Genomic DNA, 21,256 nt, shown 5'->3' on the forward strand with positions numbered 1-21,256 from the left:
AGGAACCCCACCTACCGTGGGCAGCCACACCCCGCCCCGGCCACCGTCGCCCGAAGGCTCACCCCTGCCCTCGTCGAGACGACAGGAGCCCCGTGTCCCGCCGCATCGCCCCGAAGCTTCCGCCCTGGCTCGCGCATGCCCTGCATGCCCAGCGGGGGCCGGTGCCCTGGAGCGCGGTGACGCGGGGGGCCCTGTCCGCCGGGCCCGTGCTGCTCGTGGCCGTGCAGACCGGTCTCACCTCCCTCGGCGTAGTCGCCGCCATAGCCGCCATGCTCGCCGGGATCAACGACCGGCCCGGGAGCCGGCGCGTCTCGGTCAAGCGCATCGGAGTGCCCGCCCTGGGCGGTGCGGTGGGCCTGGTGGTCGGGACGTACACCGGGCAGGAGACCGGAGCGGTCGTGCTGACCGTGGTGCTCACGGTCGTCGGGCTGGTCGCCGGAGGGATGAGCGCCGTCGGGCCCGTCGCGTCCGCCGTCGGGACCCAGTTGCTGGTCGGCGCGGCGATCGGCGCCGGGATGCCCCTGCCGGAGCCGGGATGGGAGCGTGCCCTCGCCTATCTCGCCGGCGCCGGGTGGCTGCTCGTGCTGCGGCTCGTCCTGCCCACGCCCGGCTCCCTCGCCGGTGACTTCCGGTTCGACGGGGAGCGGGAGGCCGTGGCCGGCGTGTACGACGCCGTCGCCGAGCTGCTCGACGCCGTCGGCGGGCCGGACGCCATCCGCCGCCGGGCCGCCCTGACCGCCGCCCTCGACCACGCCCAGGACGCCCTCGCCGGACCCCGGCTGCGCAGGTACGCCTCCTCCTCCACCGAGCGGCGGCTGCACGCGCAGTACGCCGCGGCCCTGCCCCTCGCCGAGGCCGCCACCGCCCTCGCCTGGGCCGAGGAGGCCGTCGCCGAGCGGGCCTCCGAAGGTCCCCGGCGGCTCGCCGCCGCCGTACGCGGCAACACCCACACCGGGCCGCTGCCCGCACCGTCCCGTTCGGCGCCCGCCCTGCGCGCCCTGGACGACGCCCTCCTGCATGCCGCCGAGGTGTTCGACCAGGGCCGGGGCGGCGATCTGCACACCCGGCCCCGCAGCGCCGGGGACCGGCTGCGCGCCGCCATCGGCAGTGCCGGACGCGAGTACGGGCTGCGCGTCGCCCTCTGCTTCGGCGCCAGCTCGGCGATCGCCCAGGCCCTGCACCGGACCCAGTGGTACGGGCAGCACGAGCACTGGTACTGGCTGCCGGCCACCGCCGTGTTCCTGGTCAAGCCCGACCTCGGACCGCTGGCCTCGCGGGTGCTGAACCGGGCCGCCGGGACCGTCCTCGGGGCGCTGCTCTTCGCCGGGCTGGCCGCCGTCCTGCCCCGCCCGGAAGGGCTCATCGCGCTCGTCGCCCTCAGCGGAGCGCTGATACCCGTCGCCACCCGGCACTTCGCCGCCCAGACCGCGGTCGTCACCGTCCTGGTCCTCGCCCTGGTCATGGTCGGCGGCGAGCCGCAGGCCTCTGCCGGCCGGATCGGCGAGACGCTGCTGGCCTGCGCGATCGTGCTGATCGTCGGGCACCTGCCGATGCCCGGACAGCGCGGCGGGGGCGTGCGCGCCCGGCTCGCGGCGGCGAGCGAGGCCGCGCACGCCTACCTCGCGCACGTGCTCGACGAGGCCGACGCCCCGCGCATCGGGACCTCCGGCACCCCCTCCGACCACCGCGCCACCCGCTGGACCCTGCGCCGCGAGGCCTATCGCACCCTGGCCGAGGCCCGATCGGCGATCTCCCTCTCCGCGCACGAACTGCCCGCCCTCGCCCGGCACACCGAGGGCGCGGACGAGGTGGCCGACCTCCTCGAACGCCTCGTCGACACCACGACCGCCTGCGCGGTCCACCTCGACGACACGGGCCGGATCGGGCCGCGCCACAAGGAACGCCTCGCGGCCGTCCTCGCCGAACTCGCCGGACGAGGAGAACGCGTGGGACTGCGGCCGCCCCGGACACCCCTGGCCGGGTAGCGCCCCGGACACCCTTCGCCGGGTAGCGCGCCCGGCGCCGCCGCTGGTCTGGGGGCTGGCTTCCGGGCTGCGGCTGGCTTCCGGTGTCGCTGCTGGTCTGGGGGCTGGCTTCTGGGTGGTGGCTGGCTTCCGGTGTCGCTGCTGGTCTGGGGGCTGGCTTCTGGGTGGTGGCTGGCTTCCGGTGTCGCTGCTGGTCTGGGGGCTGGCCTCCGGGCCGCGGCTGGCTTCCGGTGCCGCCGCCGGTCTGCGGGCCGGCCTTCCGGCCGCAACTGCTCCCGGCACCGCCGTCGGCCTGCGGGCCGACCTCCTGGCCGACTGCCTCCCGCCCGCGACCGCCTCCCGCCCGCGACCGCCTCCCCGCCGCGACCGCCTCCCGGTCGCAGCGGGGAGGCTCCGGCACCGGCTACGTGGTCAGCCGCCGACCCGTACCCACACCGGAGCGTGATCCGATCCGGGCTCGCCCCGGCGCTCCGCCGGGTCCGGGCCGACCGACGGCAGGCCGGGCGGGCCCTCGCCGGGCAGGCCCGTGCCCGCCGCCGTCGCCCGGCGCACCAGGCGGTGGCTCAGCAGTATGTGGTCGATCAGCTCGCGCCGCCCGGAGTTCACCCGGGACCAGCGCTGCCCGGGCGGGATGAGCGGGGCCACGTCCCACAGCCGCGTCGCGTCGCCCCGGTCGGCCCGGTCGTAGCCCGGTGTGCCGATCTCCGAGCCGGGCGGGCCGAGCAGGATCTGCGTGGTCGCCGCCTGCACCTCGTCGTTCAGGTCGCCCAGGACAGCCACGTCCCGAGCCCGCCCGTCACCGGCCAGCAGCTCGTCCGCGAGCGCGCGCAGCGCCGTCGCCTCGGCGGCCCGCCGGTACAGGGCGTAGGCGCCGTAGCGGGCCCGTTCGCCCTCGTCGCGCGGCTGGAACCGGCCGTCGGGATACGACAGCAGCTTCGACTTCAGATGACAGACGGCCGCCCGCAGCGGCCCGTCCCCGCCCTCGACCTCCACCGCGAGGACGCCCCGCCCCGCCTGTCCCGCCGTCAGCCCCGCATCGTCAGCCTGGACGGGACGCAGCTCCGTCGGGAACACCCGCGTGTCGGCCACCACCGTCACCGCCGTACGGCTCAGGAACCCGACCCGTATGCCCCGGCCGTCCGCATGCTCGGACAGGGCGACATGCCAGTCGTCGTCGAGCATCCCGGCCAGGTCCTTCAGGGCCTCGGGGTCCCCGACCTCCTGCACGCCGAGCAGGGTCGGATCGAGTTCGGTGATCACTGCGGCGAGCGCGGCGAGCTTCGCCTCGTACCCGGCGCCGTCCTTCGGGCCGTACGGGCCGCCGGGCCGGTAGAGGTTCTCCAGGTTCCAGGTGCCGAGGAGCATGCCGGGCTCCTTTCAGAAGCCGACAGACGGGGTGGTGAGGCCAGGGTGCGCGCCCGGCCCGCCCCGCGACAGAGCCGTGACGGGATGTGCGGTTCGGCTCATGCCGCCCTACGACGCAGTCGTACGTTGGCGGAATGACGCCTTCTGCCGCGGACAGTCCCGCCGACCTCATCATCAGCGCATGTACCGTCCTCGTGCACGACGATCAAGAGCGGATCGGATTCGCGCGGGACGCCGCGATCGTCGTACGGAACGGCGTCGTCGAGGCGGTCACGACCACCGCCGAGGCCGCGGACCTGCCCGCCGCCGAGCGCATCGACGCCCCCGGCCAGGCCGCCCTCCCCGGCCTGATCAACTGCCACACGCACGCGCCGATGGTCGCTCTGCGCGGCCTGGCCGAGGACCTCCCCACCGAGGAGTGGTTCAACGACGTCGTCTGGCCCGTCGAGTCCAACCTCACGGCGAAGGACGTCGAGTTGGGGGCGCGGCTCGCCTGCGCCGAGATGATCCGGGCGGGCGTCACCTGCTTCGCCGACCATTACTTCGCCATGGACGCGGTGGCCCGAGTGGTCGCGGACTGCGGCATGCGGGCCCTGCTCGGTGAGGCCTTCTTCTCCTCACAGGGCCCCGAAGGCCGGGAGCGGTCACTGGAGTTCGCACTGCGGCACCGCGGGGCGGCCGACGGCCGGATCACCACCGCGCTCGCGCCGCACGCTCCCTACACGGTCGACGACACCGACCTCGCCGCCACCGCCCGGCTCGCCGGCGAGCACGGTCTGCCCGTGCACCTGCACGCCGCCGAGAACCGCGACCAGACCGACACCAGCCTCGCCCGCCACGGCGTCACTCCGATCGAGGTCCTGGAACGCACCGGCATCCTCGACACGGACGTGCTCCTCGCCCACGGCACCGGCATCGCCGACCGCGACCTGCCCGTCCTCCAGCGGGCGGGCGGTCGTACGGCCGTCGCCAGCGCGCCCCGCGGCTACCTCAAGTTCGCCTGGCCCGACACCACACCCGTCCGCGCCCTGCGCGACATCGGCGTCGACGTCGGACTCGCCACCGACGGCGCGGCCTCCAACAACAACCTCGACGTGTGGGAGTCCATGGCCCTCACCTCGCTGGTCCAGAAGTCGGCCGAGGGCGACCCCCGCTGGCTGACCTCCCGCCAGGCCCTGCACCACGCCACCCTGCAGAGCGCCCGTGCCGTGGGGCTCGGGAACGGCGTCGGCAGCATCGCGCCCGGCCGGAGGGCCGACATCGTCCTGGTCGACCTCAGCGGGCCGCACACCCAGCCCGTCCACGACCTCGCCGCCACCCTCGTGCACAGCGCCCGCTCCGCCGACGTCCGCACCACGATCGTCGACGGGCGGATCCTCATGCGCGACCGGGAACTGTTGACGATCGACGTGCCGGCGGTGGTACGGGAACTGGAGGAGCGCCTGCCCGCGCTCGTCGACCGCGACCACGGCCGGCGCATCCAGCAGTACGACACCTGACGGCACCGCGAGGTGTTCCGGGAAATTCTCCCGGACAGCGATGAGTTCCGCCCCTCCCGCCGGTCACCACCCCGGACGGACCGTTGTCACAGGAGGGCCCATGTCGCTTCCGGAGATCGTCTCGCGCGGCGAGTGGCGCGCTGCGCGCGCGGAACTGCTGCGCAAGGAGAAGGCCGCCACCCGCGCGCGGGACGCGCTCAAACCGAGCGGCGCGGACTGCCCATGGTGGAGGTCGACGAGGAGTACGTGTTCGAGGGCGGTGGGGGCACCTCCCTGCTCGAGCGGAGCCGAGAGCTTGGGGGAGGCAAGGCCACCCTGCTCGACCTGTTCGAGGGCCGGCGCCAGCTCGTCGTCTACCACTTCATGTTCGCGCCCGAGTGGGACGCGGGCTGTCGCAGCTGCTCCGCATTCCTGGATCAAATAGGGCATCTTTCCCATCTTCAGGCCCGTGACACGTCGTTCGCAGCCGTGTCCCGGGCGCCCTATCCGAGGATCCTGCCGTTCAAGGCGCGGATGGGCTGGACGCTGCCCTGGTACTCGTCGTACGGCAGCGACTTCAACCGCGACTTCGAGGTGACCCTCGAGCGCGAGGGTGAGCTCGTCGAGCGTCCCGGCCTCAGCTGCTTCCTGCGGGACCGCGACCGGGTCTTCCACACCTACGCGACGTACGAGCGCGGCCTCGACGGCCTCGGCTCGACCACCAGCCTGCTGGACCTCACCGCACTGGGCCGGCAGGAGGAGTGGGAGGAGCCCAAGGGACGTGCGTCGGCCTTTGGGGCGCCTGCGGGAAGTGAGCGCGTCCGGTACCACGACGAGTACGACGACTGATACGGAAAGTGAACACATACGCCAAGAGGCTGAGAGGTTGGTCACACTTGGCGGTGAACGCGTGTCAACTACGTCTCAGAACCGTCACTTCGCGAGCCGTTGACCCCATCGTTGGCGTTTAACTCTACGAGTACAGCGCTACATGGAGGTGCAGGGTGAACGGGCGAACGGTGCTCGAGAGCTTTCCCGCCGGTGGGCCGCGCGGCTCCTGGCCTGCGGAGGAGTTCGCGCAGGCGCGGCGCAGCGAGGGCCTGCCCGCCGAGGTTGTCATGGACCTCGCCACGGACATGTTCCTGGTGATCGTGCGCAGCGGGGACGCGGCCGACGCCACGGCCTGACGTGTGGCGTCAGCCCGCCTTCGGCGCCGGCACCTTCCTGACCGGCGCGGGTGACGGGGCGAACTGCTCCGCCTGGAGCGCGTACAGCTCGGCGTAGAGCCCGCCGGTGGCCAGCAGCTCGTCCGGCGTCCCGGACTCCACGAGCCGGCCCTGGTCCAGCACGTGCACAGATCCGCGTGCCGTACGGACGCCAGCCGGTGCGTGATCAGTACGATCCGCGCGACGCCCCGGTCGGCCTGCCGGGCGAGCCGGAGGCTGGACGCGAGCAGGGACGGCAGCCGGGTGATCATGGCGCGGAAGTTCAGCTCCAGGAACGCGTCGGCGTGCTGGTTCCAGCCCATGTCATAGCGCAGCGGCCCGCCGAAGAGCAGCCGCTCCGACTCGGACACCTCCGGCGCGGTCCGCTTCTTCCCCACCGTCGACCGACCTCCCCGCTCGTGCCCGCTCCAGAACGAACGGCCACTATCGCGGCGCGGCCGCCTGCCCGGGCAGGGCGCAGCCCGGGGCGCCGGATGCGCGCGGGCACACGACGTGACCGGGGGAGGTGCGGGGCGGCGCGGGGGTGGGAGGTGGTGAGGGGGAGAGCGCGGGGCTGGGGTGCGGGGGCTTCGCACCACCGGCGTGACGCACCGGCCCCTCGGCGCAATCGACCCGGCCCCACACGCGACCGTGCGGGTCCCCGGCTGCGCCGAGATCCGCCGCGCCGCGTAGGTCAGGCCCCGCCTACGCGCTGACCGGGCGCGACCAGGACGGTGCTGTCCCCGTCGCGCGGCACAGCGACAGATAGAGAGGGATCGGCGGGGTGTACGGAAGCGTGCCGTCCGGGCGGTGGATCAGGTCGGGGATCTCCAGCAGGTCCGGGACGACCGCGCCGGTCACGTACCGCGCCGGGGTGGGCCACTCCAGGGCGTGGTCGGAGTCGGACGGGACCAGCCACCACCAGTGCGTCTCGTCGGCGTAGACGCAGCCCACGCGGGGCAGCCGGGGCATGACCAGCGGGCCGACGTGGGCGGGGACGGCGACCGCGTCGCACCCGAGCGGGGCGGTCATGCCGTCGGGCACGGGCAGCCGCAGGGCCGGGCCCGGTGTGCCCAGTCCGCGCCGGACGCGCACCAGCGTGTCCAGGTTCAGCACGCGGCCTCCCCGCAGAGGGCTCATGCGTGCCCCCGCTCTCGGCGGCGCTCCTGCGGGGGAACCTCCGGGGCACTCCGCATGTGGTCCTGAGGGGTTCCGTCCCCCTCGTCCGAGTCGTCGGACGGGCCGCGCTTGGGGCGGGCGCCCCAGCCCAGGTCGCTCCGGGGCTCGGCCGCATCGTGCAGGGTGTCCGCCGGGCGCGGCGGCGCGGCCGTGCGCGGCAGCTCGGCCCAGACCAGCAGTCCGGGGCCGTGCTCATGGGCACCCCAGGAATGGCAGAGGGCGTCGACGAGAAGCAGTCCCCTCCCGTGCTCCTCCTCGGGCCGTGTCCGGCTGGCGGCGTGAGGCTGGCCAGGGGCGCAGCCCTCGTCGCGCACGGCTATCCGCAGCAGGTCGTCGCCGTCGTGCAGCTCGCACACTATGTGGGTGCTCGCCGTGTGCACGATGGCGTTGGTGACCAGCTCGGAAACCACCAGGGCCGCGCTGTCGCACGTGTCCTCGCACACCGACCAGCCGGTCAGCCGGGTCCGCGTCAGGCGTCTGGCCTGGGCGGGGGAACCCGGATGCGCGGCCAGCTCGAATCGGAACCGGCGCTCGGCAGCGGTCCCGAGGGGGGCCTCTCCCGTGTCGGCGCCGAGCCCGAGAGGGCCTGCGGCGGCGTCTGTTCCTAAGGGCGCGGACGGAATCACGCTTGCCACTATCGCCCCGCCGTGAACACTTGGCAAGTGTCACTCTGAAAATTGCAGAGTGCTGTGTGACGGTCTGGAAGGCCGTGGCACACTGCTCGCAACAGCACCCCGCGCGGCGCCAGTTGAGATCGTCGAAGATTTGTTCGAAACATGTGTTCGGATCAGTTCTTCGAAAGGGTCCTCGAATGGCGCCGCCGGGCTGTCAGCGTTTTCTTGTGGCCGGCTCGTCATAACTCTTCGTGGAGGTGGAGCGTGAGTGAACCGCGGTCCGCGCCGACGGTCGGTCAGGTCGTTCTCGGCCGACGCCTGTTGGATCTGAGGGAACGCGCCGGGATGAAGCGCGAGGAGGCCGCGCGCATCCTCCGCGTCGCGCCCGCCACGGTCCGCCGTATGGAGATGGCCGAGGTCGCGCTCAAAATCCCGTATCTGCAACTCCTCCTCAAGGCCTACGGAATCTCCGACGACGAGGCCGAAGCCTTCGTTCAACTGGCCGAGGAAGCCAACAGGCCCGGCTGGTGGCAGCGTTTCCACGACATCCTGCCCGGCTGGTTCTCGATGTACGTGAGCCTGGAGGGCGCGGCCAGCGTCATCCGCAGTTACGAGCCCCACTTCGTCCCCGGGCTGCTGCAGACCGAGGACTACGCGCGCGGGGTGCTTCAGTCGGGCGCCATCGGCCAGACCCGGCCCGAGGACATCGAGCGCCATGTCGCCCTGCGCATGAAGCGCCAGGACCTGCTCACCCGCGAGGACGCACCCCGGCTGTGGGTCGTGATGGACGAGACCGCACTGCGGCGCCCGGCCGGCGGCCCGGAGGTGATGCGCGCCCAGATCGACAAACTGCTCGACGCCACGAAGCTCCGCAACGTGACGCTGCAGATCGCCCCGTTCGCCAACGGGCCCCACCCGGGGACGTACGGGCCGTTCGTGCTGTTCCGATTCGCCATGCCCGAACTGCCGGACATGGTCTACAGCGAGTACCTGACCGGCGCGGTCTATCTCGACGCGCGCACCGAGGTGGCGACCCACCTCGAGGTCATGGACCGCATGGCGGCGCAGGCCGCTACGGCACATCGCACGAAGGAGATCCTCCGGGATCTCCGCAAGGAGCTGTGAATGGATCGCATCAAGCCGCGCAAACACGTCTACAACGGCATGCCCGCGCGTGACTTGGGCAGCGAAGGCTGGCACAAGCCGTGGAGCGGCGGAAACGGAGGCAACTGCCTGGAGGCGATGAAACTCGCCGACGGCCGGATCGCCCTCCGCCAGTCCACCGACCCGGACGGTCCGGCGCTGATCTACACCACCGCCGAGATGACGGCCTTCATCGAAGGAGCGAAGGCGGGGGAGGCGGACTTCCTGCTGTCCTGACGTGATTGCCGTTGCTGTCGCTCGACCTCTTCACGTTGTCATTGAATCGCTGGTGCTGAATTGACCACCCTCTGTGTCTTACGGAGTGCCTCATGACCGGGCAGGACCCCACGTCGGCCGTCCAGATCGACACGACCAGGCCCCATCCCGCGCGGATGTACGACTGGTACCTCGGCGGAAAGGACAACTACCCGGTCGACGAGGAGATGGGCCGTCAGATGCTCACCCTCGACCCGAGGGTGCCGGTGATGGCGCGGGTCAACCGGGCCTTCATGCAACGGGCCACGCGCTGGCTGTCCCGCAGCGGCGTACGGCAGTTCCTGGACATCGGCACCGGCATCCCGACCGAGCCCAACCTCCACCAGGTCGCCCAGCAGATCGCGCCCGGCGCCCGGGTCGTCTACTGCGACAACGACCCCATCGTCCTGGCCCACGCGGCGGCTCTGCTGCGCGGCACGGACGAGGGCGCGACCGAGTACCTCCAGGCCGACGCGCGCGACCCGGACGCCATCCTGGAGGGCGCGCGGAAGGTCCTGGACTTCAGCCGGCCCGTCGCGCTGTCGCTCGTCGCGCTGCTGCACTTCGTCTCCGACGACGACGGCGCCCACGACCTGGTCCGCCGGCTGCTCGCCGAACTGCCCTCCGGCAGCTACCTGGTGATGACCCACGCGACCGCCGACTTCACCCCGGAGGAGTCGAAGGCGGCCACCGAGAAGCTGCGCGCCGCGGGCGTCACCCTGGCCCTGCGCTCCCGCGCGGAGTTCACCCGCTTCTTCGACGGCCTCGACCTCGTCGAGCCCGGCGTCGAGGTGCCCCACCGCTGGCACCCCGAGCTGGGCGAGCCCGTGCCCGGGCAGGACGACGGGGTGATCCCGGGATACGGGGCGGTCGGGCGCAAAGCCTAGGCTTCTGGGGGTTCCCCGGGTTCCGCTCCGGGCCGGTCACGGCGGCGGCAGCGCACCGCACAGCGCCTCCAGGGCCGGCCCGTAGGCATGCTCGGAGGGGGTCGCGTACCCGACGACGAGCCCGTCACTCACCGGCATGTCCGTCTCCGGGTGCCGGAACGCGGCCAGGCCGTCGAGGGCGATGCCCTGCCAGGCGGCGGCCTTGACCGCGGACGCCTCGGTACCGGGCGGCAGCCTCAGCACCGCGTGCAGCCCGGCCGCGATACCGGTGGCCTCGATGTGCGGCGCGTGCTCGGCGAGCGCCGCGACGAGCCGGTCCCGGCGGCTGCGGTACCGCAGCCGCATCCGCCGGACGTGCCGGTCGTACGATCCCGAGGCGATGAAGTCCGCCAGGCTCAACTGGTCGAGGACGCTCGCCCACGCCTCGCGCTCGCCCTTGGCGGCCAGGACGGCGCCTACGTAGCGCTCCGGGAGCACCATCCAGCCCAGCCGCACCGCGGGTGACAGGCTCTTGCTGACCGAGCCGATGTGGATCACGCGCTCGGGGTCGAGCCCCTGGACGGCGCCCACCGGTTTGCGGTCGTAGCGGAACTCCCCGTCGTAGTCGTCCTCCAGGACCAGCCCGTCACGCGCGCGTGCCCAGTCGACCACGGCGGCCCGGCGCGCGGCGTGCAGGGGGCCGCCGGTCGGGAACTGGTGCGCGGGTGTGAGCAGCACGGCTCGCTCGCGTCTCAACCGGTCGACCTGCGCGCCGTGTTCGTCGAGGGGGAGCGGCACGGTCCGCACCCCGGCCGCGGCCAGGACCTCCCGGTGGAACCCGAGCCCGTACGCCTCCACCGCGAGGGGCCCACGCAGGACGCCGCCGCCGAACAGCAGTCGCAGCGCGTGCGCGAAGCCGGAGCAGACGACGATCCGGCCCGGTTCGGTCCGCACGCCACGCGCGCGTGCCAGGTACTCCGTGAGCGCCTCCCGCAGTTCGGGCCGGCCGGCGGGGTCGCCCGGCCCGAACACCTCGTTGGGTGCCTGCTGGAGGGCCCGTCGGTAGGAGGCCAGCCAGGCGGTGCGCGGGAAGGCCGAGGCGTCCGGCGTGCCCTGCGTCAGGTCGTGCCGGGGGCCACGCGCGCGTGGAGGTGCCGTCTTGGGCACGCGGGCAGTGGGCCGCAGCGGCTCGGCACGCTCTGCGACCCGCGTTCCCGAGCCCTGCCGGGCGGTGAGCCAGCCCTCCGCGACGAGCTCCGCGTACGCGTCCGCCACCGTGTTGCGGGCGACGCCGAGGTCCGCGGCGAGCGAGCGGTACGGCGGCAGCCGCGTGCCCGGAGCGAGCCGCCCGCTGCGCACGGCCTCGCGCAGGGCCCGGATCAGCGCCGCCCGCCGACCGCCCGGCCCGGTCAGCTCCAGATGCAGGTCGGCCCCGATCCGCTCAGCGGAATTGACCCACGAATTCGCCATGGAAATGCACCCTACAGTGGGTCTTTCCGGCTCGTAGGTTGAAGGGCATGACGACGAACACGAGCACGAACAGCACCGAAGTGACGGCGACCCGGCTGGAGTTCGGCAAGTCCGCCCCGAAGGCCTTCAAGGCCCTCATCGCCTTCGACGCCGCGGCCCGAGAGGGCATCGACCCGGCCCTCGTCGAGCTGATCCAGATCCGCTCCTCGCACCTCAACCACTGTGCGTACTGCCTCCACATGCACACCAACGACGCCCGCAAGGCCGGCGAGAGCGAGGACCGGCTGCACATGGTCGCCGTGTGGCGCGAGGCCCGCCACTTCTTCACCGAGCGCGAGCAGGCGGCCCTCGCCCTCACGGACGCGATGACGCGCATCGCCGACGCCGGCGTCCCGGACGACGTCTACGCGCAGGCCGCCGCACAGTTCGACGAGTGGGAACTGGCCCACGTCCTCGCCCTGATCTGCACGATCAACACCTGGAACCGGGTGGCGCTGTCGACGGGGAAGGTGGCGGGCACGGACGAGCGGTGATCATCCCCGGGGCAGGGCCGCGGACTACACCGCCATGGGCCGGTCGTACGGTCCGATCGGTGCCGGCAGCCTCGAACTGCCCGTCAGATGGCGGTCGACGGCTGCCGCCACCGCCCGCCCCTCGGCGATCGCCCAGACGATGAGCGACTGCCCCCGGGCCGCGTCTCCCGCGGCGAACACCCCGGGCACGTTCGTGGCGAAACCGGAGTCCCGCGTGATCGTCCCGCGGGGCTCCATCTCCAGCGCCAGCTGGTCGACGAGCCCGTCCTCCCGGTCGGGCCCGGAGAAGCCGAGGGCGAGCAGCACGAGGTCGGCGGGGAGCGTCCGCCCGGTGCCCTCCACCGGGCGGCGCCGCGCGTCCACCTCGACGAGGTGCAGCGACCGCACATGTCCCTGCGCGTCGCCGTCGAAGCGCAGCGTGGACGCCGCGAACAGCCGCGCATCCGCGTCCGCCACCGGGGCGGTCCGCAGGTCACGGGCCTCTTCATGGGCGGCGGACAGCCGGTAGACCCGCATCGGGTACGTCGGCCAGGGCTCGGTGTCCTCGTCGCGCTCCGCGCCCGGCAGCGCGTAGATGTCCAGCTGGGTCACGGACGCGGCACCCTCCCGGACGGCCGTGCCCAGGCAGTCCGCCCCGGTGTCGCCGCCGCCGACGATGACGACGTGCTTCCCGGCGGCCGACAGCGGGGACGTCTCCAGATCGCCCTCGCGCACCCGGTTGGCCAATGGAAGGTATTCCATCGCCTGGTGAATGCCCGTCAGCTCCCGTCCCCGCACCTGAAGGTCACGCCAGGCGGTCGCCCCGGTGGCGAGCACCACGGCGTCGTAGCGAGTCCGCAGCTCGTCGGCCCCGATGTCCCGCCCGACCGCCGTAGACGTCCGGAACTTCGTCCCCTCGGCCCGCATCTGCTCCAGCCGCCGCTCCAGATGGTGCTTCTCCATCTTGAACGCGGGGATGCCGTAGCGCATGAGCCCGCCGAGCCGGTCGTCCCTCTCGTACACGGCGACCGTGTGCCCGGCCCGCGTCAGCTGCTGGGCCGCGGCCAGCCCGGTCGGGCCCGAACCGATCACCGCAACCGTCCTGCCCGACAGCCGCTCCGGCGGCCTCGGCGGCGCGAAGCCCTCCTCCCAGGCCCGGTCGGCGATCGCGCACTCGACGTTCTTGATGGTGACGGCCGGCTGGTTGATCGCCAGCACACACCCCGTCTCGCACGGCGCCGGGCACAACCGGCCGGTGAACTCCGGGAAGTTGTTCGTCGCGTGCAGCCGGTCGGCGGCCGCCCGCCAGTCCTCCCTGGACACCAGGTCGTTCCACTCGGGGATCAGGTTGCCCAGCGGGCAGGCGTCGTGGCAGAAGGGAATGCCGCAGTCCATGCACCGGTCGGCCTGCTTGCTGATGATCGGCAGCAGCGCCCCGGGGACGTAGACCTCGTCCCAGTCCCGCGACCGTTCCTCGACCGGCCTGCGCGGCCAGTCCTGGCGGGGCGTGGTCATGAAACCCTTGGGATCGGCCATGGCCGTCTTCCTTGCGTGCGCGTGGGGCAGGCCGTGCGCCGTCCGGCGGCACTCTGCTCACTCGCCGTGCGACACCCTTTTCGCCACGATACGTCCGCCTCCCGGCCGGTGCCTGTCGCGTGTGGCGCGGACTCAGGTGAGCGCCAGCACGTACGCCAGCGCCGCCCCGGCCGAGGCGGCCGTGCGGACGTGATTCCACAGCGTCCACTCGCGTACGTACGCCGGCCAGTACGCCGCCGCCTCCGGCGAGCCCGGCTCCAGCCGGGCCAGCGCGTCGTTGCGCGGCACGTTCGCGACCATGGTCAGCCCGAACGACCCGAACAGGTACAGCGCGCTGCCCACCAGCAGCTCCACCGTCCCCTCGTCCGGCCACAGCACGAACGTCACCACGGCGATCACCGCGCACAGCACGGCCGACCCGAGGAACACGATCATGAAGGGGAGAGTCACCGCGGCCACGTTGATCGCGTTCATCGCGGCGACCCCCTGCGCGGGCGGCAGCATGCCGAGGCCCCGCATCACAAAGGTCGAGAAGCCGCAGAACACCCCGGCCACCAGACCGGTCCCGAGTACACCCAGCACCGTCAGCACGAAGTACGGTCCGTCGATCATGTCCCTCTCCCGCCCGTCGAGCCGGGATCCTGCCCGGCACCCTTCCTCACCACAAGTGAATTCCCGTACGGGCACAGTGACCATGGCCGAGGGGCGCGGGGCCATAAGCGCACGTCCACGGTCCACCGAACGGCCGGGGTGACGCCTTGCGACTCCACGCCCCGGGACCTCTCACATCACCCCGCGGAACCGAGTCCCGCCTCGGTCCATCCCCTCAGCACCGTCGCCACCGCCGCCGCGATCCGCCGCCGCGCCTCGTGTCTGGGCACGCCGCTCATCAGCAGCCGGTCGTACGGCGTGTCCAGATGCCGTACGGACGCCACGACCGCCGAGGTCACCGCGGCCTCGGTCCGCGCACGCCCCGCCGCGCTACGGCCCACCCGCCCGCTGCCCCGCTCCGAGGCGTGCAGAGCGATGGCCCGCGCCCGATCGGCCGGGCACCCGGGAAACAGCCGGAGTATCTCCGTCGCGAACGCCTGCGCGAACAGGACGTCCTGAGCCGCCCGCCGCCGCGCGTCCCGCACCCGGCGCCGCCGTCTCGCTTCGGCGTCCGCCAGGCAGCGCTGCTCGGCCCGCGCGAGCGCCGCCTCCTCGACCAGCACGCCCTGCCGCTCGTACCGGCTCTTGCGCCGGTTGAACCGCACGACCACCGCCGACAGCGTGCTCTCCTCCCGCGATCTGCGCGTCAGGGCGGTGTCGCCGCTCGGCAGGAACACCAGATGCCCGAGGTCGGCACAGTCGAGGCAGCGCGGGGCGCCGTCCTCGAGGACGAGCAGCGGCAGCGGCCCTCGCCGGCACTCGGCGCAGTACCGTCGCCCGAGGGGCTGGAAGACGAGAAGTCCGGCGAGGGGCGGGAGCGACGCGCGGGGGACCATAAGTGGTTCATTCCCCCTGAGAGAGGCGCGAACTACGCACGGCGCGACAGAACCCGCCGATCCGGCCACCGCCCCTCCCCGGCGCCCGCGGGCGGGACGGCACCTCCCGTTTCGGCCTGACGCATCATGGGCCGTGTGCGACTCGAAGCGATCACCTGGGAGCGGCTCGGCGACCTGCTCGCCGAGCGCCTGCTCGACCTGAAGCCCGCCGACGGCAGCCCCTGGCCGCGCGTCGCCTTCGACGGCGCCCCGGCCGCCCGCCCGGGAGACCTCGCCCACCGCCTCTCCGAGGCGCTGCGCATACGTGGCCGCTCCGCGCTCGTCGTGGCCACGGAGGGCTTTCTGCGTCCCGCCTCCGTACGGCTGGAGTACGGCCACCAGGACGCCGAGGCCTACTACAGCGGCTGGTACGACACCGGCGCCCTGTGGCGCGAGGTGTTCGGCCCGCTCGATGCCGACGGATCCGGCCGCGTCCTGCCCGACCTGTGGGACCCGGCCGCCGACCGCGCCACCCGCAGCCCCTACGTCGAACTCCCGCCCGGCGGCGTGCTGTTGCTGCACGGGCCCTTCCTCCTTCGGCACTGGTTCCCTTTCGATCTGAGCGTCCACGTCCTCCTCTCCCAAGGCGCGCTGCGCCGCCGCACACCCGAGGCCGAGCAGTGGACCCTCCCGGCCTTCGAGCGCTACGAGCACGAGACGGACCCGGTGAACACGGCGGACGTCCTGGTGCGAGCCGACGATCCGCGCCATCCGGCGTGGGGCGGCTGATCCAGGGGCCCGGCGTCCGGTGCCGGGCGGGTGGTGGTCTTCCGCGTGCCGTCTTCCCTGTGCCGTCCTCCGTGTGCGGGCATCCGGTGGCGCGGCGAGAATGGACGGCGCCGGGACTCGCGGTGCGTCCCGCTCCGCGCCGGCCGTCCGGCCCCGGGAGGTACTCCATGACCACCGCCGGAGACATCATGCACCGCGGCGCCCAGTGGATCCCCGCCCATGAAACCCTCGACCGCGCCGCCCAGCTCATGCGCGAGCTGAACGTCGGCGCCCTGCCCATCAGCGACGAGAACGAGCGGCTCTGCGGCATCCTCACCGACCGCGACATCGTCGTCGGCTGCGTCGCCATGGGCCACGACCCCGCCAGGATCACCGCGGGCGAGATGGCCAAGGGCACGCCCCGCTGGATCGAGGCGGACGCCGATGTCGGCGAGGTGCTCCACGAGATGCAGCAGCACCAGATCCGCCGGCTGCCCGTGATCCAGAACAAGCGACTGGTCGGCATGATCAGCGAAGCCGACCTGGCCCGGCATCTCGCGAAGGACCAGATCGCCTCATGGGCGGAGAGCGTCTACGCCACGACCACCGGGCACTGACCTCGCGGATCACCCCACAGGCGCCCCTCGGCCCTCCGCGGGCCGCGGCCCGCGTCAGAGCCAGCCGCTGCGCCGGAACTCCCGGTACAGCGCGAGACACGCGACGGATATCACGCCGATGACCATGCCGTAGCCGTACCGCCAGTGCAGCTCCGGCATGTGGTCGAAGTTCATGCCGTAGACCCCGCAGACCATCGTCGGCACGGCGACGATCGCGGCCCACGCCGTGATCTTCCGCATGTCCTCGTTCTGCGCGACCGTGACCTGCGCGAGGTGCGCCTGCAGGATGGAGTTGAGCAGTTCGTCGAAGGCGGCGATCTGCTCCTTCGACCGCAGCAGGTGGTCCGAGACGTCGCGGAAGTACGCCTGTATCTCCGGGTCGACCGCCCGGATCGGCCGGGTGGCGAGATCCTCGAGCGGCCGGCTGAGCGGCACCACCGCCCGCTTCAGTTCGAGCAGTTCACGCTTGAGTTGGTAGATGCGCCCCGGGTCGGTCCGCGCGCCGGTCTCCGAGAACACGTCCGTCTCGACCTGGTCGATGTCCGCGTGCACCGAGTCCGTGACCGTCAGGTAGTCGTCGACCACGTGGTCCGCGATCGCGTGCAGCACCGCCGAGGGGCCCTTGGCGAGCTGGTCGGGGTCGGACTCCAGCTCCTCGCGCAGCGGGCCCAGCGAGCCGTGCCGGCCGTGCCGCACCGTGATCACGAAGTCCGCGCCGACGAACACCATGATCTCGCCGCTGTTCACCACCTCGCTGGTGGCGGTCAGCTCCTCGTGCTCGACGTAGCAGACCGTCTTGAACACCGCGAAGAGCGTCTCGCCGTAGCGCTCCAGCTTGGGGCGCTGGTGAGCCTCGACCGCGTCCTCGACGGCCAGCGGGTGCAGGTCGAAGAGCTCGGCGATGCCCGCGAACTCCTGGTCGGTGGGCTCGTGCAGACCGAGCCAGACGAAGCCCTCCCGGCCCTTGCGCATCCGCTCCACGGTGTCCACCAGATCGCCGTGCGCGGGGGTGCGGACGCCCTCCCGGTACATCACGCAGTTCACCACCGAGGAGCCCAGCGGGGACCGGGCCGGGTGACTCAGGTCGACGCGCGGGCGCCGCCGGGCCAGCCGAGCCACTTTGCGAAGGCCGCCGACCCCGCCGAGGCTCGTGACCTTCCGCAGATTCCCTGCCATGGACATCCGGATCTCCTTGCGTGGAACTCATCGCGCCGTTCCTGCGCCTTGGCGCGCCAGTCTGCCAGGCCTGCGTGAGCTGCGGGTAAGCCTGTGGATACGGCCCGTTCCGCTTGGTTCCCGGCTGTGGACGAACGGCGCCGGCGCCGCGCTCCCGTCGCATCGACGCATGCCCGTGCGGGGCGGTTCTCAGTACGGAGGCATCCGACGCGGTTCTCCGTGCCGGAGCGTCGACGAGTACGGATAAGTCGGATAAATGGGATGATCGCGGCATGACGCGAACCGACGGGTACCTCCTCGACAACCGGCAGACCGAGGCGGCAGAGCACTTCAGCGCCTTCGCCGCTCTCTTCGACCCCACGACGTTCCGGCACCTCGAAGCGCTCGGCGTCGGATCCGGCTGGCGGTGCTGGGAGGTCGGTGCCGGCACCACCGTGGTGTCCTGGCTGGCCAAGAAGGTCGGCCCGACCGGACGCGTCGTCGCGACCGACACCGACACCTCACGGCTGGCCGCCGCCGCCCGGCCACCCGTCGAGGTGCGGTTCCACGACCTCGGCGCGCAGGAGCCGCCGGGGGAGGGCTTCGACCTGGTGCACGCCCGCCTCGCCCTCGTCCACGTCACCGACCGGGAACGGGCGTTGCGGTCCATGGTCAAGGCTCTGCGCCCCGGCGGGCGCCTCCTCGTCGAGGACGCCGATCCCGCCCTCCAGCCGTTGCTCTGCCCCGACGAGTACGGCCCCGAGCAACAGCTCGCGAACCGGCTGCGGCAGGGCTTCCGCGGACTGCTCGCCGACCGCGGGACCGACCTGCCGTGCGGCCGCACCCTGCCGCGGCTGCTCCGGGACGCCGGACTGACCCGGGTCCTCGCCGACGCCTACTTCCCCCTCGCCTCGCCGGCCTGTGCCGCCCTGGAGTCCGTCACGATCCGTCAGATCCGCGACCAGCTCGTCACGGCGGGCCTCTCCACGGACCAGGACATCGACCGCCACCTCGAGAACGTCACGTCCGGCGCGCTCGATCTGACGACGGCACCGATGATCTCGGCGTGGGGGCGGAAGCAGTAGTCGGGGCAGGTCCACCCGCCGAGGCCGGTCAGCTCGGCAGGGGCGGTCTCCCACCCACCCGTTCCACCGCCCGCGCGCCCGCCCGGCAGCCCTCCGCCGCGGCATCCTCCGGCCCGGCACCCGCCAGCAGGGCGGCGAGGAACGCGCCGGTGAAGGCGTCCCCGGCGCCGGTCGTGTCCCGTGGTGTCGCCGGTACGGCCGGAACGTGGGCGCGCACCTTCCCCGAGCGGGCCACGAGTGCCCCCTCCTGGCCCTGCTTGGCAACGACCAGCTGCACGCGCAGGCTCAGCTCTGCCGCCGCCTCGGCCGCGTCCGCCAGCCCCGTCAGCAGGCACGCCTCGTCCCGGCTGGGCAGGAGTACGTCCACGCCCTCGACGAGCGCCAGGAACCGCTCGGCGCCCAGCTCTGCCAGGAAGCCGGCCGATGCCGGGTCCAGACTCACCGGCACTCCACGCGCGCGTGCGGCTTTCAGGGCCACCGTCACCAGGGCCCGGCTCGGCTCGGAGAACAGGAGGTAGCCCGACAGGTGCAGCCGGGCCACGCCGTCGAGCAGCGCGTCCGACCAGTCGGCGGGCCCGAGCCGCAACGACGCGCCGCTGTCGGTGAGAAACGTCCGCTCCGCCGAAGCGCCCCCGTCGACCATGCAGATCACCGTGCCGGTCGGCACGAGCGGGTCGACGACGAGCTGCGGACGCACCCCCTGGGTGACCAGCTCCCGCTCGTGCCAGGCCGCCGCCTCCGCCCCCACCCGCCCGAGCAGCCGTACGTCCGCCGCGCCCCGGTGCGCCGCCCAGCACGCCACATTGGCGCCCGCCCCGCCCGCCACCGTCCGGATCGAGGCAGTCGTGTCCGTACCGGCCGCGAGCGGCCCCCGGTGCCGCGCGACGACATCGGTGATGACGTCCCCGACGACCAGCAGCCCCCGGCCGGCCGCCGAGCCGACGCCGGTCTGCGCCGACTCCGCGCCGGTCTGCGCAGTCTCCGCGCCGGTCTCCGCCGAGCCGGCGCCGGTCTCCGCCGAACCCGGACTCGAGCCCCCGGAACCCGCTCCCCCTCCCGGTCCCCCGCCGTCGGCCACGGTCATCCCCGGGTCCAGGCCGCCGCGATCCGCGCCGCCAGGCGTACGTTGCCCCGGACCGCCGCCAGGTTGGCGCTCAGGGAGGCGCCGTCCGTGTGCCGCACCAGATAGTCGAGCAGGAAGGGCGTGACCGCCTGGCCCGTGATGCCCTCCTCCTCGCACGCGTGCAGCGCGTCCGCCAGCACGCGTGCGTGCAGGTCCGGATCGAGCTGCTCCTCCTCGGGGACGGGGTTGGCGACGATCAGCGCCGACTCGGGCCCGTCGAGTGCGTCCTGGGCCCGGATGACGCCCGCCACCTGCTCGGGCGTTTCCAGCGTCCAGTCCACCGGATGTCCCGAGTCGGAGAGGTAGAAGCCGGGGAACCGGCCGGTGCCGTAACCGGCCACGGCGACACCGAGCGTCTCCAGCCGCTGCAGGGTCGCCGGCACGTCCAGGATCGACTTCACCCCGGCACACACCACCGTGATGCGCGTGCGCGCCAGCAGCCCCAGGTCGGCCGACTCGTCCTGCGTCACCGTCCACTCCCGGTGCACCCCGCCGAGCCCACCCGTCGCGAAGACGCGCACGCCCGCGGACGCCGCCAGCAGCGCGGTCGCCGACACCGTGGTCGCCCCGCTCGTCCCGGACGCCACCGCGAGCGGCAGGTCACGGTGGCCGAGCTTGCGGATCCCGTCCTCGTTCGCGACTCGTTCCAGTTGCTCCTTGTCCAGGCCCACATGAGGACGCCCGTCCAGAACGGCGATCGTCGCTGGTACCGCGCCCTCGTGCCGCACGGCCGTCTCCAGCTCCAGCGCCACCTGGAGGTTGCGCGGCCGCGGCAGCCCGTGGGCGATGATCGTGGACTCCAGGGCCACGACGGGCCGGCGCGCGTCGATCGCCTCCCGCACTTCTTCGGACACCACCAGCACCACGCGCCTGCCTCCTGTCAGTCGGTCAGTTGTCTTCCCTCATCTCTGGCGGGCGGCGAGCCGGGCCAAACCCTTGCGGGCTGCCGGAGCCGTCACGAGCCTGGGGTGCATGACTGACCAGATACCGCGTCTCGACCACGTCGTCCTCTGGGTGCGCGACCCGCTCGCCGCCGCCGACTTCTACGAGAAGGCCGTCGGCTTGGAGGCGGTCCGGCTCGCGGAGTTCGCGGCGGGTGAGGTGCCGTTCCCCTCCGTGCGCGTCAACGACGTGACCATCCTCGACCTCATGCCGCTGAGCTTCGCGGAGCGCATGACGATGCTGCCCGGCTCCGCCGACAGCGCGGGGCACCCGGTCAACCATGTCTGCCTGTCGCTGCCCCGCGGCGATTTCGACGCCCTCCTCAGCCGCCTCGGGGAACGCTCCGTACCGATGTCCGATCTTGCCCACGACTCCTTCGGAGCCCGGGGCAAGGCCACCTGCAGCTTCTACTTCCGCGACCCGGACGGCAACGTCTTCGAGGCCCGGCACTACGACTGACCGGGGCCGGGACGACGACTGACCGGGCCCGGG

Annotated in this window: 21 protein-coding genes and 2 pseudogenes; 12 read left to right on the plus strand and 11 right to left on the minus strand. The window is 72.9% G+C overall.

Annotated elements, in window-relative coordinates; all coding sequences use genetic code 11:
* Nucleotides 1-92: 92 nt before the first annotated feature.
* Complete coding sequence (locus G3I77_RS05230; RefSeq protein WP_248501358.1) at nt 93-1,985, plus strand: FUSC family protein; 1,893 nt, start codon at nt 93-95, stop codon at nt 1,983-1,985.
* Between the two features lie 411 nt (nt 1,986-2,396).
* On the opposite strand, the gene G3I77_RS05235 is transcribed toward G3I77_RS05230, so the two are convergent.
* On the minus strand, nt 2,397-3,350 hold the full coding sequence (locus G3I77_RS05235) for an endonuclease/exonuclease/phosphatase family protein (protein ID WP_248501359.1): 954 nt from the start codon (nt 3,348-3,350) through the stop codon (nt 2,397-2,399).
* A 134-nt stretch (nt 3,351-3,484) separates the two neighbouring features.
* Between G3I77_RS05235 and G3I77_RS05240 the strand changes: the two genes are divergently transcribed.
* The 3 genes and pseudogenes from G3I77_RS05240 to G3I77_RS05250 all read left to right on the plus strand — a co-directional run bounded on the left by G3I77_RS05240 (nt 3,485) and on the right by G3I77_RS05250 (nt 6,015).
* Nucleotides 3,485-4,849 (plus strand): amidohydrolase, encoded by a 1,365-nt coding sequence (locus G3I77_RS05240; protein ID WP_248501360.1) that lies wholly within the window; start codon nt 3,485-3,487, stop codon nt 4,847-4,849.
* A 100-nt stretch (nt 4,850-4,949) separates the two neighbouring features.
* Nucleotides 4,950-5,677: pseudogene (locus tag G3I77_RS05245) on the plus strand (DUF899 domain-containing protein).
* Nucleotides 5,678-5,832: 155 nt separating this feature from the next.
* On the plus strand, nt 5,833-6,015 hold the full coding sequence (locus G3I77_RS05250; RefSeq protein WP_248501361.1) for a hypothetical protein: 183 nt from the start codon (nt 5,833-5,835) through the stop codon (nt 6,013-6,015).
* A 9-nt stretch (nt 6,016-6,024) separates the two neighbouring features.
* Here G3I77_RS05250 and G3I77_RS05255 read toward each other — a convergent pair.
* The 3 genes and pseudogenes from G3I77_RS05255 to G3I77_RS05270 form a co-directional block, all read right to left on the minus strand.
* A pseudogene (locus tag G3I77_RS05255) lies at nt 6,025-6,230 on the minus strand (ABC transporter ATP-binding protein); the annotation flags it as partial.
* A 508-nt stretch (nt 6,231-6,738) separates the two neighbouring features.
* Complete coding sequence (locus G3I77_RS05265) at nt 6,739-7,173, minus strand: hypothetical protein (RefSeq protein WP_248501363.1); 435 nt, start codon at nt 7,171-7,173, stop codon at nt 6,739-6,741.
* Complete coding sequence (locus tag G3I77_RS05270) at nt 7,170-7,847, minus strand: ATP-binding protein (RefSeq protein ID WP_248501364.1); 678 nt, start codon at nt 7,845-7,847, stop codon at nt 7,170-7,172. The genes G3I77_RS05265 and G3I77_RS05270 overlap by 4 nt, the downstream gene beginning before the upstream one ends.
* 243 nt (nt 7,848-8,090) lie before the next feature.
* Between G3I77_RS05270 and G3I77_RS05275 the strand changes: the two genes are divergently transcribed.
* From G3I77_RS05275 to G3I77_RS05285, 3 genes are all read left to right on the plus strand, one after another.
* Nucleotides 8,091-8,951: a helix-turn-helix transcriptional regulator gene (locus G3I77_RS05275; protein ID WP_248501365.1), complete on the plus strand. Its 861-nt coding sequence runs from the start codon at nt 8,091-8,093 to the stop codon at nt 8,949-8,951.
* On the plus strand, nt 8,952-9,206 hold the full coding sequence (locus G3I77_RS05280) for a DUF397 domain-containing protein (RefSeq protein WP_248501366.1): 255 nt from the start codon (nt 8,952-8,954) through the stop codon (nt 9,204-9,206). It abuts the gene before it with no gap.
* A gap of 92 nt (nt 9,207-9,298) precedes the next feature.
* Nucleotides 9,299-10,111, plus strand: coding sequence for an SAM-dependent methyltransferase (locus G3I77_RS05285; RefSeq protein WP_248501367.1), 813 nt, complete (start codon nt 9,299-9,301; stop codon nt 10,109-10,111).
* A gap of 36 nt (nt 10,112-10,147) precedes the next feature.
* Here G3I77_RS05285 and G3I77_RS05290 read toward each other — a convergent pair whose 3' ends face one another.
* The gene (locus G3I77_RS05290) at nt 10,148-11,560 is read right to left on the minus strand and encodes a PLP-dependent aminotransferase family protein (protein ID WP_248501368.1); all 1,413 of its coding nucleotides are present in this window, start codon (nt 11,558-11,560) and stop codon (nt 10,148-10,150) included.
* A 47-nt stretch (nt 11,561-11,607) separates the two neighbouring features.
* Between G3I77_RS05290 and G3I77_RS05295 the strand changes: the two genes are divergently transcribed.
* Nucleotides 11,608-12,093, plus strand: coding sequence for a carboxymuconolactone decarboxylase family protein (locus tag G3I77_RS05295; protein WP_248501369.1), 486 nt, complete (start codon nt 11,608-11,610; stop codon nt 12,091-12,093).
* Between the two features lie 24 nt (nt 12,094-12,117).
* Here the strand turns inward: G3I77_RS05295 and G3I77_RS05300 are convergent, their stop codons facing one another.
* From G3I77_RS05300 to G3I77_RS05310, 3 genes are all read right to left on the minus strand, one after another.
* Nucleotides 12,118-13,608 (minus strand): glutamate synthase subunit beta, encoded by a 1,491-nt coding sequence (locus G3I77_RS05300; RefSeq protein WP_248501370.1) that lies wholly within the window; start codon nt 13,606-13,608, stop codon nt 12,118-12,120.
* Between the two features lie 132 nt (nt 13,609-13,740).
* Entirely contained in the window at nt 13,741-14,220 is a 480-nt protein-coding gene (locus tag G3I77_RS05305; RefSeq protein WP_248501371.1) for a DUF1772 domain-containing protein, read from the minus strand.
* 176 nt (nt 14,221-14,396) lie between these two features.
* Nucleotides 14,397-15,095, minus strand: a complete 699-nt coding sequence (locus tag G3I77_RS05310; RefSeq protein ID WP_248501372.1) for a DUF2293 domain-containing protein — start codon at nt 15,093-15,095, stop codon at nt 14,397-14,399.
* Between the two features lie 126 nt (nt 15,096-15,221).
* Here G3I77_RS05310 and G3I77_RS05315 point away from each other — a divergent pair, with 126 nt between their 5' ends.
* Together G3I77_RS05315 and G3I77_RS05320 are read left to right on the plus strand one after the other, a co-directional pair.
* Nucleotides 15,222-15,863, plus strand: coding sequence for a uridine kinase (locus G3I77_RS05315; RefSeq protein ID WP_248501373.1), 642 nt, complete (start codon nt 15,222-15,224; stop codon nt 15,861-15,863).
* A gap of 167 nt (nt 15,864-16,030) precedes the next feature.
* Complete coding sequence (locus tag G3I77_RS05320; RefSeq protein WP_248501374.1) at nt 16,031-16,459, plus strand: CBS domain-containing protein; 429 nt, start codon at nt 16,031-16,033, stop codon at nt 16,457-16,459.
* A gap of 54 nt (nt 16,460-16,513) precedes the next feature.
* On the opposite strand, the gene G3I77_RS05325 is transcribed toward G3I77_RS05320, so the two are convergent.
* A complete protein-coding gene (locus tag G3I77_RS05325; protein WP_248501375.1) occupies nt 16,514-17,641 on the minus strand; it encodes a magnesium and cobalt transport protein CorA in 1,128 nt (375 codons plus the stop codon).
* 266 nt (nt 17,642-17,907) lie between these two features.
* On the opposite strand from G3I77_RS05325, the gene G3I77_RS05330 reads away from it, so the two are divergent.
* On the plus strand, nt 17,908-18,699 hold the full coding sequence (locus G3I77_RS05330; protein WP_248501376.1) for a methyltransferase: 792 nt from the start codon (nt 17,908-17,910) through the stop codon (nt 18,697-18,699).
* Nucleotides 18,700-18,727: 28 nt separating this feature from the next.
* Here the strand turns inward: G3I77_RS05330 and G3I77_RS05335 are convergent, their stop codons facing one another.
* Together G3I77_RS05335 and G3I77_RS05340 are read right to left on the minus strand one after the other, a co-directional pair.
* Nucleotides 18,728-19,783 carry a carbohydrate kinase family protein gene (locus G3I77_RS05335; protein WP_248501377.1) on the minus strand — a complete coding sequence of 352 codons (1,056 nt, stop codon included), beginning with the start codon at nt 19,781-19,783 and terminating at the stop codon, nt 18,728-18,730.
* On the minus strand, nt 19,780-20,688 hold the full coding sequence (locus tag G3I77_RS05340) for a pseudouridine-5'-phosphate glycosidase (RefSeq protein WP_248501378.1): 909 nt from the start codon (nt 20,686-20,688) through the stop codon (nt 19,780-19,782). Before G3I77_RS05340 ends, G3I77_RS05335 begins: the two co-directional genes overlap by 4 nt.
* Nucleotides 20,689-20,794: 106 nt before the next feature.
* Between G3I77_RS05340 and G3I77_RS05345 the strand changes: the two genes are divergently transcribed.
* A complete protein-coding gene (locus G3I77_RS05345; RefSeq protein WP_248501379.1) occupies nt 20,795-21,223 on the plus strand; it encodes a VOC family protein in 429 nt (142 codons plus the stop codon).
* Nucleotides 21,224-21,256 lie beyond the last annotated feature (33 nt).

Source organism: Streptomyces sp. D2-8, assembly GCF_023184515.1.
Classification (GTDB): Bacteria; Actinomycetota; Actinomycetes; order Streptomycetales; family Streptomycetaceae; genus Streptomyces.